General features: G+C 70.5%; 15 protein-coding genes. 11 read left to right on the forward strand and 4 right to left on the reverse strand.

All coding sequences use genetic code 11. From position 1 onward, the window contains the following. Window positions 1-34: 34 nt before the first annotated feature. Complete coding sequence (gene pncA / locus AL346_RS07220) at window positions 35-673, reverse strand: bifunctional nicotinamidase/pyrazinamidase (protein ID WP_019400787.1); 639 nt, start codon at window positions 671-673, stop codon at window positions 35-37. 172 nt (window positions 674-845) lie between these two features. Here pncA and AL346_RS07225 point away from each other — a divergent pair, with 172 nt between their 5' ends. After that, window positions 846-2,444 carry a peptide chain release factor 3 gene (locus tag AL346_RS07225; RefSeq protein ID WP_019400786.1) on the forward strand — a complete coding sequence of 533 codons (1,599 nt, stop codon included), beginning with the start codon at window positions 846-848 and terminating at the stop codon, window positions 2,442-2,444. 9 nt (window positions 2,445-2,453) lie between these two features. Here the strand turns inward: AL346_RS07225 and pncB are convergent, their stop codons facing one another. Continuing rightward, window positions 2,454-3,746 carry a nicotinate phosphoribosyltransferase gene (gene pncB, locus AL346_RS07230; RefSeq protein WP_019400785.1) on the reverse strand — a complete coding sequence of 431 codons (1,293 nt, stop codon included), beginning with the start codon at window positions 3,744-3,746 and terminating at the stop codon, window positions 2,454-2,456. A gap of 102 nt (window positions 3,747-3,848) precedes the next feature. Then, window positions 3,849-4,979 (reverse strand): NAD(P)/FAD-dependent oxidoreductase, encoded by a 1,131-nt coding sequence (locus tag AL346_RS07235; RefSeq protein ID WP_019400784.1) that lies wholly within the window; start codon window positions 4,977-4,979, stop codon window positions 3,849-3,851. Between the two features lie 174 nt (window positions 4,980-5,153). On the opposite strand from AL346_RS07235, the gene AL346_RS07240 reads away from it, so the two are divergent. Then, window positions 5,154-5,939 (forward strand): SDR family oxidoreductase, encoded by a 786-nt coding sequence (locus tag AL346_RS07240; protein WP_053193467.1) that lies wholly within the window; start codon window positions 5,154-5,156, stop codon window positions 5,937-5,939. 106 nt (window positions 5,940-6,045) lie between these two features. Here AL346_RS07240 and AL346_RS07245 read toward each other — a convergent pair whose 3' ends face one another. Continuing rightward, the gene (locus tag AL346_RS07245; RefSeq protein ID WP_019402102.1) at window positions 6,046-7,161 is read right to left on the reverse strand and encodes a saccharopine dehydrogenase family protein; all 1,116 of its coding nucleotides are present in this window, start codon (window positions 7,159-7,161) and stop codon (window positions 6,046-6,048) included. A 125-nt stretch (window positions 7,162-7,286) separates the two neighbouring features. Between AL346_RS07245 and AL346_RS07250 the strand changes: the two genes are divergently transcribed. From AL346_RS07250 to AL346_RS07290, 9 genes are all read left to right on the forward strand, one after another. Next, entirely contained in the window at window positions 7,287-7,712 is a 426-nt protein-coding gene (locus tag AL346_RS07250) for an Lrp/AsnC family transcriptional regulator (protein ID WP_019402103.1), read from the forward strand. A 6-nt stretch (window positions 7,713-7,718) separates the two neighbouring features. Next, entirely contained in the window at window positions 7,719-8,966 is a 1,248-nt protein-coding gene (locus tag AL346_RS07255) for a TIGR03862 family flavoprotein (RefSeq protein WP_019402104.1), read from the forward strand. A gap of 257 nt (window positions 8,967-9,223) precedes the next feature. Next, a complete protein-coding gene (locus AL346_RS07260) occupies window positions 9,224-10,075 on the forward strand; it encodes a xanthine dehydrogenase family protein subunit M (protein WP_019402105.1) in 852 nt (283 codons plus the stop codon). 1 nt (window position 10,076) lies between these two features. Further along, window positions 10,077-12,866, forward strand: a complete 2,790-nt coding sequence (locus AL346_RS07265) for a molybdopterin cofactor-binding domain-containing protein (RefSeq protein ID WP_019402106.1) — start codon at window positions 10,077-10,079, stop codon at window positions 12,864-12,866. Between the two features lies 1 nt (window position 12,867). After that, window positions 12,868-14,361, forward strand: a complete 1,494-nt coding sequence (locus AL346_RS07270) for a 6-hydroxynicotinate reductase (RefSeq protein ID WP_019402107.1) — start codon at window positions 12,868-12,870, stop codon at window positions 14,359-14,361. Further along, window positions 14,358-15,278 carry a UPF0280 family protein gene (locus AL346_RS07275; protein ID WP_019402108.1) on the forward strand — a complete coding sequence of 307 codons (921 nt, stop codon included), beginning with the start codon at window positions 14,358-14,360 and terminating at the stop codon, window positions 15,276-15,278. The genes AL346_RS07270 and AL346_RS07275 overlap by 4 nt, the downstream gene beginning before the upstream one ends. Further along, complete coding sequence (locus tag AL346_RS07280; RefSeq protein WP_019402109.1) at window positions 15,271-15,855, forward strand: amino acid synthesis family protein; 585 nt, start codon at window positions 15,271-15,273, stop codon at window positions 15,853-15,855. The genes AL346_RS07275 and AL346_RS07280 overlap by 8 nt, the downstream gene beginning before the upstream one ends. Beyond that, window positions 15,852-16,436, forward strand: coding sequence for an amino acid synthesis family protein (locus AL346_RS07285; RefSeq protein WP_019402110.1), 585 nt, complete (start codon window positions 15,852-15,854; stop codon window positions 16,434-16,436). Before AL346_RS07280 ends, AL346_RS07285 begins: the two co-directional genes overlap by 4 nt. A gap of 48 nt (window positions 16,437-16,484) precedes the next feature. Further along, window positions 16,485-17,690 carry an ABC transporter substrate-binding protein gene (locus AL346_RS07290; RefSeq protein ID WP_040404348.1) on the forward strand — a complete coding sequence of 402 codons (1,206 nt, stop codon included), beginning with the start codon at window positions 16,485-16,487 and terminating at the stop codon, window positions 17,688-17,690. Window positions 17,691-17,857 lie beyond the last annotated feature (167 nt).

The following is a 17,857-nucleotide window of genomic DNA, read 5'->3' on the forward strand; positions in this document are numbered from 1 at the left end:
GACAAGCGCGGGCATGACGGCAAGGCCATTCCGCTCAGCCGATATCCGCCGCATCCACCTGGGCGATGCCGAGCGCCGCGAACGCTGCCTCGGTCGCGGCCAGCGACCCGTTAAGGTCGATGGCGCGACAGGCGTCCTCGATGACCGCGACCGCGAAGCCGTGGCCGTGCGCATCCTCGGCCGAGTAGCGCACGCAGAAGTCGAGCGCGAGGCCGGCGAGGAAGACGCGCCTCAGGCCCCGCTCCTTGAGATAGCCGCCGAGCCCCGTCGGCGTCACGCGGTCGTTCTCGTAGAAGGCCGAGTAGGAATCGATCGCCGGGTCGAAGCCCTTGCGCAGGATGAGCTCGGCATGGGGCACGTCGAGATCCGGGTGGAATTCGGCGCCCGGCGTGTCCTCGACGCAATGGTCCGGCCACAGCACCTGCGGCCCGTAGGACATCTCGACGGTCTCGAAGGGCCTGCGGCCGGGATGGGCCGAGGCGAAGGACAGGTGGCCCGGCTTGTGCCAGTCCTGCGTCAGGATGACGTGGGCGAAGCGCCGCGCGAGCGCGTTGACCACCGGCACGATGGCGTCCCCGCCCTCGACCGCCAGCGCGCCGCCGGGACAGAAGTCATTCTGCACGTCGACGACGAGGAGGACGTCCGCTTCGTCGATCCGGATCCCTGCCATCATCGGCTCCCGTTCACGAGTGCAGGATCCGGCGCGCCGAACGCTCCGTCAATGCCTGCCATTGACACGGCCGCCAATGGCTGGAAAGAACGCGCCAACCGTGGTTCCAGGCGCAGCCGGAGCCGGCGAGGCCTTTCCTCCCTGCCGGTCCGCCGCCGCAAGATTTTGACGCCCCATGCAAAGCCCCCTCGTCAACGGCGGGCCCGCCGACCCCATCGCGCGGCGGCGCACCTTCGCCATCATCTCCCACCCGGATGCGGGCAAGACGACGCTCACCGAGAAGCTGCTGCTCTTCGGCGGCGCCATCCAGCTCGCCGGCGAGGTCAAGGCCAAGCGCAACCGCGTGCAGACACGCTCGGACTGGATGGGCATCGAGCGCGAGCGCGGCATCTCGGTCGTGACCTCGGTGATGACCTTCGAATACGGCGGCTGCGTCTTCAACCTGCTCGACACGCCCGGCCACGAGGACTTCTCGGAGGACACCTACCGCACGCTGACCGCGGTCGATGCGGCGGTCATGGTCATCGACGCGGCCAAGGGCATCGAGGCGCGCACGCGCAAGCTCTTCGAGGTCTGCCGCCTGCGCGACATTCCCATCGTCACCTTCATCAACAAGCTCGACCGCGAGAGCCGCGATCCCTTCGACCTGCTCGACGAGATCGAGAAGACGCTGGCACTCGACACCGCGCCGATCAACTGGCCGATCGGCGCCGGCAAGAGCTTCGCCGGCACCTATACCTTCGGCACGAAGACGGTGCGGCGCATCGCCGACGACGAGACCATGAAGGTGAGCGGCGCCGACGATGCGGCCCTCGCGGCGCTGTTGCCGGCGCACGAGGCCGGCGCCTGGCAGGAGGAGGCGATGCTCGCCGAGGAGGCTTTGAAGCCCTTCGATCTCGCCGCCTTCCGCGAAGGACACCTGACGCCGGTCTTCTTCGGCAGCGCTTTGCGCAACTTCGGCATCCGCGACCTCATCGACGCCATGGCCGCCTATGCCCCCTCCCCGCGCGGGCAGGAGGCGGACAAGCGCACCGTCGAGGCGAACGAGCCGAAGATGACCGGCTTCGTCTTCAAGATCCAGGCCAACATGGATCCCAACCACCGCGACCGCATCGCCTTCATGCGCGTGTGCTCGGGGCGGCTGGCACGCGGCATGAAGGCCAAGCTCGTGCGCACCGGCAAGGCCATCAGCCTCAACGCGCCGCAGTTCTTCTTCGCGCAGGACCGCACGGTGGCGGACGAGGCCTATGCCGGCGACGTGGTCGGCATCCCCAACCACGGCACCCTGCGCATCGGCGACACGCTCACCGAGGGCGAGGACATCGTCTTCCGCGGCGTGCCGAGCTTCGCCCCCGAGATCCTGCGCCGCATCTCCATCAAGGATGCGATGAAGGCCAAGAAGCTGCGGGAGGCGCTCGAGCAGCTCGCCGAGGAAGGCGTCGTGCAGCTCTTCATCCCCAACGACGGCTCGGGCGCCATCGTCGGCGTCGTCGGCGCGCTGCAGCTCGACGTGCTGATCGAACGGCTGAAGACGGAATACGGCCTCGACGCCGCCTACGAGACGACGCGCTTCTCCGTCTGCCGCTGGGTGAGCGCCGACGACAAGGCCGAGCTCGACAAGTTCGCCACGGCGAACAATTCCGCCATGGCCGCCGACCTCGACGGGGCGCCGGTGTTCATGGCCTCGAGCCCCTTCTCGCTGCGCTACGACGAGGAGCGCTGGCCGGCCATCCGCTTCTCGGACGTGAAGGACTACCAGAAGAAGGCGGCCTGAGGCCGCCCCCTACACGAGCACCGGCCGCTCGGCGCGCTCCTCGAGCTCGAAGACGCGCTTGTAGCGCTCGACCTCGGCCGCCGGGCCCATGGCCTTGGCGGGATTGTCCGACAGCTTCACGGCCGGGCGGCCGTTGGCCGACACCACCTTGCAGACGATCGAGATGGGGTCGAGCGCCCCGTCCGGCGCAAAGCCGCGGAAGTCGTTGGTGAGCAGCGTGCCCCAGCCGAAGCCGAAGCGCATGCGCCCGGCGAAATGGTAGTGGATGCGCTCGATGGCGGTGACGTCGAGGGCGTCCGAGAAGATGGCGAGCTTCTTGCGCGGGTCCTCGCCGCGCTCGCGCCACCAGCGGATCGCCTCCTCGCCGCCCTCGATCGGATCCTTGGAATCGACGCGGATGCCCGTCCAGCTCGACACCCAGCTCGGCGCGGCGGCCAGGAAATGCGTGGTGCCGTAGGTGTCGGGCAGGATGATGAGCAGGTTGCCCTCGTAGTCCTCCTGCCAGTCGCGCAGCACCTGGTAGGGCGCGGCGGCGAGCTCGGCGTCGCTGTCGGCGAGCGCCGCATAGACCATCGGCAGTTCGTGCGCATTGGTGCCGACGGCCTCGACCTCGCGGCGCATGGCGATGAGGCAGTTCGAGGTGCCGGTGAAGGCGTCGCCCAGGCCCTCGATCATCGCCTGCACGCACCAGTCCTGCCACAGGAAGCCGTGGCGGCGACGCGTGCCGAAATCCGCGATCTGCAGGCCGGGCAGGGCCTTGAGCCGCTGCACCTTCTCCCACACCCGTGTCATGGCCCGGGCATACAGCACCTGCAGCTCGAACTTGCCCATGGCGGCGAGCACGGCACGCGAGCGCAGCTCGTTGAGGATGGCGAGCGCCGGGATCTCCCAGAAGGTCGTCTCCAGCCACGGCCCGTCGAACTCGAGCTCGTACTGGCCGTCGCGCACCCGAAGGTCGTAGGCCGGCAGCTGGAAGCCCTCCAGCCACTCGATGAACTCGGGCGCGAACATCTGGCGCTTGCCGTAGAACATGTTGCCGCGCAGCCAGGTCGATTCCCCGCGGGTCAGCCTCAGGCTGCGGGCATGGTCGAGCTGCTCGCGCAGGGCGCTTTCCTCGACGAGGTCGGCGAGGCGGATGTCCTTCGAGCGGTTGAGGATCGAGAAGGTGACGCGCGTGTCGCGCTGGCGCCGGAAGATCGTCTGCGCCATCAGCAGCTTGTAGAAGTCCGTGTCGAGCAGGGAGCGGACGATCGGGTCGATCTTCCACTTGTGATTGTAGACACGTGTGGCGATGTCCGTCATGCCCCGGCTCCGTCGGCCCGTCCCGTTCGGCGTTCTCCCGTGCCGAAACTAGGCTTTGCCATATATCGGACGCAAGAACGGCCAGCGCATGCCGGCGCCGCGTCAGGCGGGCGGCCGTCCTCCCTCGAGGCGCGCCAGAACCTCCTCGGCGATGGCGAGCGAGGCGGTGAGGCCCGGGCTCTCGATGCCGAAGAGATTGACGAGGCCGGCCATTCCATGGGTTTGCGGCCCGTCGATGCGGAAATCGGCCGCCGGCTCTCCCTCCCCCACGATCTTGGGGCGGATGCCGCTGTAGCCGGGCGACAGGGCCTCTTCGTCGAGGCCGGGCCAGTAGCGGCGGATCGCCGCGGCGAAGGCCGCACGGCGCGCGCCGTCGACCTCGTAACGGATGTCCTCGACCCACTCCGTGTCCGGCCCGAAGCGCGCCTGCCCGCCCAGATCGAGCGTCAGGTGCACGCCGAGGCCATGGGCGCTGGGCGCCGGATAGATGAGCCGGGAGAAGGGCGCCCGCCCGGCGAGGATGAAATAGCTGCCCTTGCAGAAGCGCGTGCGCGGCACCGCATCTGACGGCAGCCCCGCGATTCGGTCCGCCACGTCCGATGCGCCGAGGCCGGCGGCATTGACGAGCTCGCGGCAGGCAAGGCGCATGGGCTCCGCCCCGCCGGTCCTGACGAGAAACCCTTGTGCTGCGGGTTCGGCCGCGACGAAGGGCGTGTTGAAGGCGAGGACGGCGCCGGCGTTCTCCGCATCGCCCTGCAGCGCCAGCATATAGGCGTGGCTGTCGATGATGCCGGTTTGCGGCGACCACAGCGCCGCGACCGCTGCCAGTTCCGGCTCCATGCGCCGCGCCTCGGCGCCGGAGATCATCGCGAGGTCTTCGGCGCCGTTGACGCGGCCGCGCTCGGCGATCGCCGCGACGGCGGCGATCTCGTCCTCGCTCGCCGCCACCAGCAGCTTGCCGCAACGGCGGTGCGGCACGCCGCGCGCGGCGCAATAGGCATAGAGCGCGCGCCGCCCCTCGACACAGAGGCGTGCCTTCAGGCTGCCTTCCGGATAATAGAGCCCGGCGTGGATGACCTCGCTGTTGCGCGAGGACGTGCCGGTGCCGATGGCGCCCTCGCCCTCCAGCACCGCGACCGAGCGGCCGGCGAGCGCGAGCGCCCGTGCGACGGCCAGCCCGACCACCCCCGCGCCGACGACGATCGCGTCGACAAAATCATCCGCTTCGCTCATCGCCGGCCGAATCTCCCTGCCCGATCGCCGCCCTTCGGCGCGTATCTAGCGGCGGCCGGCGCGCCGCGAAAGGCGCTTCTCGCACGGGCCGCCGGCCCGGGCTTGCCATGCGCCGCACCCGGCTGGCACAACGGCGCCGACATGCGGCCGCACCGGCCACGAGGAGATATGGCGATGGATCTTGGACTGAAGGGCAAGCGGGCGCTGGTTCTGGGGGCGAGCCGCGGCCTCGGGGCGGCGATCGCCCGCACGCTGGCGGAAGAGGGCGCGAGCGTCGTCGCGGCCGCGCGCAGCGAGGAGAAGATCACGGCCTGGGCCGGCGCCCTGCCGGCGGAGGTCGGCGGGCGCGTCACCGCCGCGCGGCTCGACCTCGCCGACCTCGCCAGCGTCGAGGCGCTCGTCGAGCGGCTGATCGCGGAGGGCGGCGTCGACATCCTCGTCAACAATTCCGGCGGGCCGCCGCCGGCCGATGCGCGCGAGGCCAAGCGTGCCGACTGGCTGGTGCAGTTCGAGGCGATGGCGGCCAACCTCTTCCACCTCACCCAGCGCCTCCTGCCCGGCATGCTGGCGAAGAAGTGGGGCCGCATCGTCACCATCGCCTCCTCGGGCGTCGAGCAGCCGATCCCGCGCCTTGCCCTGTCGAACGGCATCCGCTCGGCGGTGGTGGGCTGGTCGAAGACGCTGGCGAGCGAGGTGGCCGGCCAGGGCGTGACGGTGAACGTGGTGCTGCCCGGGCGCATCGAGACCGAGCGGGTGGAGGAGCTCGACGCGGCCAATGCGCAGCGCCAGGGCAAGACGCCGGAGGAGGTGGCCGAGGCCTCGAAGGCGACGATCCCGGCCGGCCGCTACGGCACGCCGCAGGAATTCGCCGACGTGGTCGCCTTCCTTACGAGCGAAAAGGCCTCCTACGTCACCGGCGCCAAGCTCCGCATCGACGGCGGCGCGACCCGCGGCATCTGAGGCGGAGCGTCAAGAGAACACCGGCAACGTGCGTGGCTGGCGGCTGCCGTCTGAACCCTCTCCCCGTGAACGGGGAGAGGGAGTGACGCCACGGCTCGGACGATGCTTACGCCGCGGCGCTGTAGGGCTGCGGCGCCGGCTGCCCGTAGGCGCGGCCGAAGCGGTTGGCGAGGAAGGTGTCGAGCGCGATGTCCTCCTGCCGCACAAAGCCGCGCCGCGGCAGCTCGCCCGTCGCCAGCATGTCGAGCACCGCGCAGATGCCCGAGGCCGTGGTGATCTGGATGGCGCTGCGGGTGATGCCGTTGACGCGCGCGCTGTAGATCTTGTTCGCGTAGGTCTCCTGCACCAGGCGGCCGCCCCGGCGCCCGCTCACGGTGACGAAGACGACGACGACGTCCTGCAGGGTCGTCGGCAGCGCGCTTTCGAGGATGTCCTTGAACAGCTCGCGCCGGTGGCGCAGGCCGAGGTCGTTCAAGAGCGCCTTCATGATGGCGCAGTGGCCGGGATAGCGGATGGTGCGGTAGTTGAGCGTGCGCACCTTGCCCTTCAGCGTCTCGCACAGGGTGCCGAGCCCGCCCGAGGTGTTGAAGGCCTCGTAGGTGACGCCGTCGAGCGAGAATTCCTCGCGTTCCTCCAGCGCCGGCACCTCGACGAGTTCGCCCTCGACGATGGCCTCGCACGGCTCGCAATATTCGTTGATGACGCCGTCCGTGCTCCAGGTGAGGTTGTAGTTGAGGGCGTTGGACGGATATTGCGGTAGCGCGCCGACACGCATGCGCACGCTGTCGAGCGTGTCGAAGCGGCGGGCGAGGTCATGGGCGACGATGGAGATGAAGCCCGGCGCCAGCCCGCACTGGGGAATGAAGGCGCTCTTCGCATCGGCCGCCAGCTCCCTGACGCGCCGCGTGCTGGCGACGTCCTCCGTGAGGTCGAGATAGTGCACACCAGCGCGCGCCGCCGCCTCGGCGATGCGCGTCGTCAGGTGATAGGGCGCGGCGCTGAGCACGGCGAACATCTTCGCGAGCAGCCGGTCGAGCGCCCCGTCCTCGGCGATGTCGAGCCGGACCCTGGCGACGGACAGGGCAGCGTCGAGCGCGTCGAGCTGGGCCTGATCACGGTCGACGACCGTCACGTCATAATCGCCGGAGCCCGTCAGCAGGTCGGCGATGGTGGCGCCGATCTTGCCGGCTCCGACGACGAGAATGGATTTGCGGTCACGCATGGCTGTGGTTCCCCGTTTGGCAATTGCCATCAGGATCGCACCTTGGCCGTCGAATTGAAGATTCCGCTTCGCCGAAACGCGAAGATCGCTTAGTGAAAACGACGATTCCTTCCTGCGAAACGCCGATGGACGATACCGACCGCCAGCTCATCGCCCTCCTGCGCGAGAATGCCCGCACGCCGACGGCCGACCTCGCGCGGCGCCTCAGGCTGTCGCGCACCACGGTGCAGAGCCGCATCGAGCGGCTGGAGCGGCGCGGCATCGTTGCGGGCTATACGGTGCGCCTGGCGGACGATTACGAGCGCGGCCTCGTGCGCGCGCATGTGCTCATCACGGCGCTGCCCAAGTTCACCCGCAAGGTCGAGGAGGCGCTCGCCGGCATCGTGGAGGTGCGCACCCTCCACTCCATCAGCGGCAGCTACGACATGATCGCCGTCGTCGCGGCGCCCTCGATCGCGGAGCTCGACCAGCTCATCGACCGCATCGGGGCGCTGGAGGGCGTGGAGCGCACCATGTCCTCGATCATCCTGTCCACACGCATCAGCCGGTAGGGCCTCATGACGGACAACAGGAAAACGGTGGCCGTCATCGGGGCCGGCTCGGCCGGGCTCATGGCGGCGGAAGAGCTGGCGCGGGCCGGCCTTGCCGTCACCGTCTACGAACGCATGCCCTCGCCGGCGCGCAAGCTCCTCATGGCCGGGCGCGGCGGCCTCAACCTGACGCACGGGGAAGGGCGCGAGGCCTTCCTCGCCCGCTACGGCGCCGCCGAGCCGTGGCTCACCCCGATGATCGAGGCCTTTCCGCCGGCCGCGCTGCGCGCCTGGTGCGAGGGGCTCGGCGAAAAGACCTTCGTCGGCTCGAGCGGGCGCGTCTTCCCGGAGAGCTTCAAGGCCTCGCCGCTCCTGCGCGCCTGGCTGCGCCGCCTCGACGGGCTCGGCGTGGCCCTGGCGACGCGCCACCGCTGGCAGGGCTGGGACGGGGAAGGACGCCTCCTCCTCGAGAGGGAGGACGGCGATGCGCTTCACCTCGCGCCCGACGCCACATTGCTGGCGCTCGGCGGCGCGAGCTGGCCGCGCCTCGGCTCCGACGGGACGTGGACGGAGATTCTTGCCGCACGCGGCGTCGCGCTCGCCCCGCTCGCACCGGCCAACTGCGGCTTCGAGCATGCGTGGTCGGACCATTTCGCCGAGCGCTTCGCCGGCACGCCGCTGAAGCGCATCGCCATCGGCTTCGATGGCATGAGCGTCATGGGCGAGGCGGTCATCACGCGCGAGGGGCTGGAGGGCGGCGCCATCTATGCCCTGTCGGGGCGGTTGCGCGAGGCCATCGCCGCGCACGGCCCGCAGACGGTGACGCTCGACCTCAGGCCCGATCTCAGCCCGTCGCATCTTGCCGCCCGCCTCGCGCGGCCGCGCGGCAAGCAATCCACCGCCTCCTTCCTGCGCAAGGCGGGCGGCCTGATGCCCGTCTCCGTCAATCTCCTCAGGGAGGTGCTGGGCGAGTTGCCGGCCGAGCCCGCGGCGCTGGCGAAGGCGGCGAAGGCCCTGCCGCTCACCCTCACCGCGCCGCGGCCGATCGCCCGCGCCATCTCCAGCGCCGGCGGCATCCGCCGCGAGGCACTCGACGACAACCTCATGCTGCAGGCCCTGCCCGGCGTCTTCGCCGCCGGCGAGATGCTGGACTGGGAGGCGCCGACCGGCGGCTACCTGCTGCAGGCCACCTTCGCGACCGGGGTGGCCGCCGCCCGGGGCATCCAGCGATGGCTCGGCGTGGAGCAAGCGTCGGGCAAAGCGGGGCCGAAATAGCCCTCCGCATAGACCTTGGCGCCGCGATCGGGCATCCTTTCTTCATCAGGCACAGCGACGTGCGGGGCGCCCCAGGCGGCGCCTGCCGCGCTTTTGGGCAGTTGCCATGCGACACGCCTCGCCCTTGCCCGAAAAAGCGGGACGGCTGCCGCTTGACAGTGCCGCTCATCCAGTTGCAGATTATTTGTATACCAACAAAAAACTGATCGGCATTGCTGATGCCGTCAGAGGGTGAACATCAGTTTCGGGAGGCATCGATGTACCTCCGTCCGCGGACCCTCGACGAAGCGCTCGGCGCGCTCGCGACAACGGGCGCGCAGGTCCTGGCCGGCGGCACGGATGTCTTTCCGGCTCTCGGCGACCGGCCGCAGGCGCGCCCCTTCCTCGACATCTCGGCGCTGCCGGAGCTGCGCGGCATCGGCATGGGGCCGGACCATGTGCGCATCGGCGCCGCGACCACCTGGACCGAGATCGCGAGGGCAGACTTGCCGCGCGGCTTCGACGCCCTGAAGGCCGCTGCGCGCGAGGTCGGCTCGATCCAGATCCAGAACCGCGGCACCGTCGCCGGCAATCTCTGCAATGCCTCGCCCGCCGCCGACGGCGTGCCGCCGCTGATCGCGCTCGATGCCGAGGTCGAGCTCGCCTCCCGCGCCGGCATCCGCCGCCTGCCGCTCGCCGGCTTCATCTCGGGCTATCGCCGCACGGAGCGGCGCGAGGACGAGATCGTCACGGCCGTGCTCGTGCCGCACGCCATGACGGACGCCCGCTCTGTCTTCCTCAAGCTCGGCGCGCGGCGCTATCTCGTCATCTCCATCGTCATGGTCGCGGCCCTGCTGCGCACCGACGAGACGGGCCGCATCGACGCGGCGCGCGTCGCCGTGGGCTCGTGCTCGGCCGTGGCCCAGCGCCTGCCGGCGCTGGAGGTGGCGCTCATCGGCAAGCCGGCTGCGGCCGGTATCGGCGCGGCCGTCGAGGCCGCGCATCTTGCCCCCCTTTCCCCCATCGACGACGTGCGCGCCACCGGTGCCTACCGCGCGGATGCGGCCGAGACGCTCGTCGCCCGCGCGCTCGAAGCCTGCGTGCGCGATGCGGCCAAGGAGGCCGCCTGACATGCTCGACCGGGTTGCCGCAACCGAGAGCCACGCCGGCCTCGCCCTCACCGTGAACGGCCGGACGGTCGAGGTCACCGCCTCGCCCGCCGCGCGCCTCTCCAAGGTGCTGCGCGACGACCTCGGCCTCACGGGCACCAAGGTCGGCTGCGACGCAGGCGACTGCGGCGCCTGCTCCGTGCTCGTCGACGGCGAGGCCGTCTGCGCCTGTCTCGTCGCCGCCGGGCAGGTCGAGGGCTGCAGCGTCACCACTGTCGAAGGCCTGCCGGCCGGCCACCCCGTCGCCGGGCGCCTCGAGGAGGCCTTCCTGCGCCACGGCGCCGCCCAGTGCGGCATCTGCACGCCGGGCATGCTGGTCGCCGCCGTCGCGCTCCTCGCCGGCAACGAGCGGCCGGGCGAGGCCGAGGTGCTCGACGCCATCGGCGGCGTGCTCTGCCGCTGCACCGGCTATCGCAAGATCGTCGCCGCCATCCTCGATGTGGCGGCCGAGGCGCGGGCCGAGGTGCTGCCGGAGGGAGGCGAGGCCGTCGGCACCCGCATCCGCCGCCTCGACGGGCTGAAGAAGGTGCGCGGCACCGACATCTTCGGCGCCGACGAGGCCCCGGCCGATGCCCTCGTCCTCAGGGCCGTGCGTAGCCCCTACCACCGCGCCGCTTTCACCTTCGGCGACATCGACGCCTTCCTCGCCCGCCACCCCGGCATCGTGCGCGTCTTCACGGCGAAGGACGTGCCGGGCGAGAACTGCTACGGCGTCATCCCGCCCTTCGCCGACCAGCCGGTCTTCGCCGAGACGGAGGCGCGCTTCCGCGGCGAGGCTGTGGCGGCCATCGTCGGCGAGGCCGCGGCCATGGCGGCGCTCGACCTGTCCGACTTCCCCGTCACCTGGCAGGAGCTGCCGGCCAATACGACGATCGATGCGGCGCTCGCGGATGATGCGCCGCTCGTGCACACGGGCCGCGCGGGCAACATCCTCGTCGGCGGCCGCGTCGTCAGGGGCGATGTCGAGGCCGCGCTCGAGAAGGCCGACGTGGTCGTCGACGGCGAATTCGAGACCGGTTTCGTCGAGCACGCCTATATCGAGCCGGAGGCCGGCTTCGCGCGGCGCGTCGGCGAGCGCATCGAGGTGCAGGCCTGCACCCAGGCGCCCTACATGGACCGCGATGATGTCGCCAAGGTGCTCGGCATCGCGCCCGAGGCCGTGCGCATCATCCCCACCGCCGTCGGTGGCGGCTTCGGCTCCAAGCTCGACCTCTCGGTGCAGCCCTTCGTCGCCATCGCCGCGTGGCACCTCGACCGGCCGGTGCGCATGACCTACACGCGCCCCGAGTCGATCATGACGACGACGAAGCGCCACCCGGCGCGCATCAGGGCGCGGGCCGGCGCGACGAGGGACGGCAGGCTCGTCGGCCTCGATTTCCGCGGCGACTTCAACACCGGCGCCTATTCCTCCTGGGGCCCGACCGTGGCGAACCGCGTGCCGGTGCACGCCTCCGGCCCCTATTACGTGCCGCATTACCGGGCGCTGACGCGCGCCGTGCACACGCACCTGGTGCCCGCCGGCGCCTTCCGCGGCTTCGGCGTGCCGCAGGCGAGCATCGCGCAGGAGCAGCTCTACGACGAGCTCGCCGACAGGATCGGCATGGACCGGCTCGAATTCCGCCTGCGCAACGCGCTGCGCGCCGACCAGCCGACGGTGACCGGCCAGGTGCTCGGCGAAGGCGTCGGCATCCGCGCCTGTTTTGAGGCCCTCGTGCCGCACTGGCAGCGCGCGCGGGCCGAGGCGGCCGCGTTCAATGCGACGAGCGAGCGCAAGGACGACGGCCGGCTGCGCCGCGGCGTCGGCGTCGCCGGCATGTGGTACGGCTGCGGCAACACCTCGTTGCCCAACCCCTCGACCATCCGCGTCGGCCTCAAGCGCGACGGGCGCATCGCGCTGCATCAGGGCGCGGTCGACATCGGCCAGGGCTCCAACACCGTCATCACCCAGATCTGCGCCGACGCGCTCGGCGCGCCGATTGCCCGCTTCGACCTCGTCTCGGCCGACACGGACCTGACGCCCGACTGCGGCAAGACCTCCGCCTCGCGCCAGACCTTCGTTACCGGCAAGGCCGCCGAGCTCGCGGGCCGCGCGCTGCGCGCCGCCATCCTGCGCCTCGCCAATGCCGGCGAGGGCGCGACGGTCAGCTTCGCCGACGATGCGGTCACCGTGCGCGACGGTGGCCACGAGCGCGCCATCGCCCTGGCCGATCTGCCGGCCGACGAGCACGGCTACCTGCTGACCGGCGAAGCCACCTTCGACCCGCCGACGAGCCCGCTCGATGCCGACGGCCAGGGCATCCCCTACGCCGTCTACGGCTTCGGCGCCCATATGGTGGAGGTCGAGGTCGACACCGCGCTCGGCACGGTGAAGGCCCTCAAGATCACCGCGGCGCACGACGTCGGCCGCGCCATCAACCCGACCCTCGTCGAGGGACAGATCGAGGGCGGCGCCGCGCAAGGCCTCGGCCTTGCGCTGATGGAGGAGTTCTTCCCCGGCAAGGGCGAGAACCTGCACGACTATCTCATCCCCTCGGCGGGGGACATGCCGCCGGTCGAGTCGATCCTCGTCGAGGATGCTTCGCCCGTCGGCCCCTTCGGCGCCAAGGGCATCGGCGAACAGGCGCTGATCCCGACCGCTCCGGCCATCCTCAACGCCATCCACGACGCCACCGGCGTGCGCATCCGCCGCGTGCCGGCGACGCCCGACCGGGTGCGCGCCGCCCTTCTCGCCGCCAGAGGCGCACGAGGCTGACATGCAGAACGAACAGGTGGCCGCGCCGGGCGCGGCCAAGGACGACAAGATCCGCTGCGATGCCTGCCCGGTGATGTGCTACATCAAGCCGGGCATGACGGGCGCCTGCGACCGCTACGCCAACCACGAGGGCGAGCTGGTGCGCATCGACCCGCACGTGGTGCTGGAGCGTACGCTCGCCCAGGGCGGCAACGTGGTGCCCTTCAACAAGGGCGAGTGGGACGGCACCATCGTCCAGGGCGAGGAGACCTTCGTCACCGCCATCGGCGCCGGCACCACCTATCCCGACTACAAGCCCGCGCCCTTCATCGTCTCGTCCGAGGTGGACGGGGTGGACATGGTGACGGTCGTCACCGAGGGCATCTTCAGCTATTGCGGCGTCAAGGTGAAAATCGACACCGACCGCCACCTCGGCCCGGAGCAGGCGACCGTGCGCGTCGAGGGTGAGGCCGTCGGCCACGTCACCACCGGCGAATACGGCTCGCAGATGCTGTCGCTCGGCGGCGTGCATCACCTGACCGGCGGCTCGAAGAAGGAAGGCCGCATCACCTGCGACGCCCTGCTCGACCTGTGCAACGGGAAGCCGGTGGAAATGACCATCGACGACGGCGCCACCGTCGTCGTTCAGGCCGGCAAGCCGCCGATCGTCAACGGCGTCGCCGAGGAGCGCATGCGCGTCGGCTGTGGCTCCGCCACCATCGGCATGTTCGCCAAGCAGTGGCACGGCAAGGTCGACGAGGTGGTGGTGGTCGACGATCACATCACCGGCGTCCTCTCCGAGCACCAGGCCGGCAAGCTGCTCGACATCCCCGAGACCGGCATCAAGATGAAGGGCCGGCGCTCGACCCCGGGCCGCTACTTCCAGGTGGCGGAGCCGGGCACGGGCTGGGGCGGCACCAACATCTCCGATCCCCTGTCGATCCTCGGCCCCTTCGACCCCAAGGTGGCGCGGCCGGGCCTCCGGCTCCTCATGGTCTCCACCACCGGCGAGCACCATGCCTATTACGAGCTCGACGAGACGCTGACGCCGGTCGAGCGCGCGCTGCCCGAGGCGCTGCGCCAGTCGGTCGAGCGCATCAAGGAGAACTGCGAGCCCGCCCTGTGCACCGTCCTCTTCATGGGCGGGGCCGGCGGCTCGCTGCGCGCCGGCGTCACCGAGAACCCGGTGCGCCTCACCCTCTCCGTCAAGGACGCGCTCACCTATGTCACCTGCGGCGGCGCGCCGGTCTATGTCTGGCCCGGCGGCGGCATCACCTTCATGGTGGACGTGACGCGCGTGCCGGAGAACGCCTTCGGCTACGTGCCGACGCCGGCCCTCGTCGCGCCCATCGAGTTCACGATGCGGCTGAGCGACTACGAGGCGCTCGGCGGCCATATGGGCGAGGTCCGGCCGGTCTCGTCGCTCGAGCCGGGCGAGGCGCGCCGGCAGGTGCCGCACCGCCTGGAAAATCCCTGGCCGCTGTCGCCGCAGAAGGCGAAAAGGTCGCACGGATGAGGGACGCCGCCACCGCCCGCATGCTGCCCGACGGGCGCCGGCTGCACCTGCAGCACGGCCCGATCGACCTCGTCATCGAGGCCGTCGGCGAAGCGAGCGAGGTGGCGCGCGCCTACGAGGCCGCCGCGCGGCGCTTCGCGACCCTGCTCGACGAGCTGTGCGCCGAACTGCCGACCCTGCGGCGGCAGGCGCGCCCCGGCGATCCGCCGCTCGCCGGCACCGTCGCGCGGCGCATGCAGGGAGCCGTCATGCCCTATGCGGGGGCCGGCTTCATCACGCCCATGGCGGCCGTTGCCGGCGCCGATGCGGACGAGGTCCTCGCCGCCGTGCTCACCGTGGCACGGCTCGACAAGGCCTATGTCAACAACGGCGGCGACATCGCGCTCCATCTTAGCGCGGCCAGCACCTTCTCCATCGGCATGGTGGACCGGCCGGACGAGCCGGGCCTCTTCGGCACCCTCAGCCTCACCGCCGCGCACGGCGTCGGCGGCATCGCGACGAGCGGCCGGCACGGGCGCAGCTTCTCGCTGGGCATCGCCGACGCGGTCACCGTGCTCGCCCGCGACGCGGCGGCGGCGGATGCGGCCGCGACCATGATCGCCAATGCCGTCGACCTGCCGGGCCATCCCGCCGTCACGCGCGTGCCGGCCTCGGCGCTCGCGCCGGAGAGCGACCTCGGCGAGCGCCCGGTGACGCGCGCCGTGCGCCGCCTCGACGACATCGACATCGCGGCGGCGCTCGACGCCGGCTGCGGCTTCGCGCAGGCGCTTCTCCACCGCGGACTGATCATCGCCGCGGCATTGCATTTGCAAGGTCATACGCGAACGGTAGGCTCGCTGCCGGCCGCACCCACCGTCGCGGCGCCCGCGCCGCGGCCGGCTGACACTTTCCGGGAGACGGGTCAAATCCATGCCTGACGTCGATGTCCGCAAGCGCCTGATCACGGTGGAAGAAATCTTTCACGAGGGCGGCCAGCCGGCGGCAAAGCCGCTCAAGCGCGGCGCCATCGTCGCCGTCATCGCCAATCCCTTCGCCGGCCGCCATGTCGAGGATATCGCCGGCTTCATGGACGACCTGAAGCCGCTCGGCCTCGCCATGGCGCGTGATCTCATCGCCGCCCTCGGCGGCGACGTCGCGGCGATCGAGGGCTACGGCAAGGGCGCCATCGTCGGCGGCGCGGGCGAATTGGAGCACGGCGCGTTGTGGCATGTGCCCGGCGGCTATGCCATGCGCGAGGCCCTGGGCGATGCCAAGGCCATCGTGCCCTCGACCAAGAAGGTCGGCGGGCCGGGCGCGCGCCTCGACGTGCCGGTCACGCACATCAACGCCTCCTACGTGCGCAGCCATTTCGACGCCATGGAGGTGGGCATCCCCGATTCCCCGCGCGCCGACGAGATGGCGGTCATCCTCGTCATGACGACGGGGCCGCGCATCCACGCCCGCGTCGGCGGGCTGAAGGCGAGCGAGATCAAGGGAGAGGACGGCCTGAGATGAAGGCGAAGATCCGCAAGATCGCGACATTCGTCGAGGAAACCCACACCGAGATGGGCCGGCTGGTGAGCCCGCCGACCCGCAAGGCCGCGGCTGTGGCCGTGATCGAGAACCCCTTTGCCGGGCGCTATGTCGAGGACCTCGGCGAGCTCATGGACATCGGCGAGGAGCTCGGCGGCTTCCTGGCGGAGAAGGCCGTCGCGGCGCTGGGCATCGAGGGGCAGGCGGCCGAGAGCTACGGCAAGGCGGCGCTCGTCGGCGAGAACGGCGAGCTGGAGCATGCCGCCGCCATCCTGCACCCGCGCATGGGCACGCCGGTGCGCAAGGTGCTGGGCAAGGGCGCAGCGCTCATTCCCTCCTCGAAGAAACGCGGCGGGCCGGGCGCGGTGCTCGACATCCCGCTCGGCCACAAGGATGCCGCCTATGTGCGCAGCCACTTCGACGGCATGGAGGTCAGCCTCAACGACGCACCGCGCGCGGGCGAGATCCTGGTGGCGGTCGCCGTCACGGATTCCGGCCGGCCGCTGCCGCGCGTCGGCGGGCTGACGAAGCAAGAGATCAAGGGTGAGGACGGCTTGCGCTGACGGTCCAGACCAGAGGGGACGGGCGCGGACGATAACGGGAGAGAGCACATGCGGACGAGATTGCGAAAATCGGTAGCCTTTGCAGCCCTGGCCATTGTCGCGGCCACCGGCGCCGCCCGAGCCCAGGGCGAGATCAAGATCGGCGAGATCAACAGCTATTCGGCCCTGCCGGCCTTCACCGAGCCCTACCGCAAGGGCTGGCAGCTCGCCATCGAGGAGATCAATGCCAAGGGCGGCGTCGACGGCAAGAAGCTCGTCGTCATCTCCAAGGACGACGCCGGCAAGCCGGCCGAGGCCGTGACGGCCGCCAACGAGCTCGTCTCGCGCGAGGGCGTGGCGCTCATCACCGGCACCTTCTTCTCGCACATCGGCTTGGCCGTGGCCGATTTCGCCAAGCAGAAGCAGGTGTTCTTCATGGCAGCCGAGCCGCTGACGGACGCCATCACCTGGTCCAAGGGCAACGACTACACCTTCCGCCTGCGCCCCTCCAACTACATGCAGGCGGCGATGCTGGCCGAAGAGGCGGCCAAGCTGCCGGCCAAGCGCTGGGCGACGGTGGCGCCGAACTACGAATACGGCCAGTCGGCCGTCGCGGTGTTCAAGGAGCTTCTCTCGAAGGCCCGGCCGGATATCGAATGGGTGGACGAGCAGTGGCCGCCGCAGGGCAAGATCGACGCCGGCGCGGTGGCGCAGGCGCTGCTCGCGTCGAAGCCCGAAGCCATCCTCAACGTCACTTTCGGCGCCGACCTCGTGAAGTTCGTGCGCGAGGGCAACACCCGCGGCCTGTTCAAGGACCGCTCGGTCGTCAGCTTCCTCACCGGCGAGCCCGAATATCTCGACCCCCTCAAGGACGAGACCCCCAAGGGCTGGATCGTCACCGGCTATCCCTGGTACGACATCAAGACGCCCGAGCACGACGCCTTCCTCAAGGCCTACCAGGCGAAGTTCAACGACTATCCGCGCCTCGGCTCCATCGTCGGCTACGGCACGATGAAGGCGGTCGCGGCCGTCCTCGCCAAGGCCGGCTCGACGGAGACCGACAAGCTCGTCGCCGCCGCCAAGGGCGTCGAGGTCGACACGCCCTTCGGCAAGATCGTCTTCCGCGCGACCGACCACCAGTCGACGCTCGGCGCCTATGTCGGCAAGACCGACGTACGCGACGGCAAGGGCGTTATGGTCGATTCCGTCTATCGCGACGGCGCCAACTACCTGCCGTCCGAAGAGGACGTGAAGCAGCTCAGGCCGCAGGGGTGATGTTGCGGCTGAAGCGTTAAGGAGCGCCGCTGCCGTAGCGAGAGCGGCTATTCCCCTCCCCCACCCATCTCGGATTCACCCGGGAAGGGATCTTGGGAAGAGCAAGCCGGGATCACTCGACTTGCTCGGGGAGGGGTGGGGGTGGAGGCCGTGACGCAAGAACACGG

Origin of the sequence: Chelatococcus sp. CO-6 (genome assembly GCF_001271345.1) — a bacterium.
Lineage (GTDB): Bacteria > Pseudomonadota > Alphaproteobacteria > Rhizobiales > Beijerinckiaceae > Chelatococcus_A > Chelatococcus_A caeni.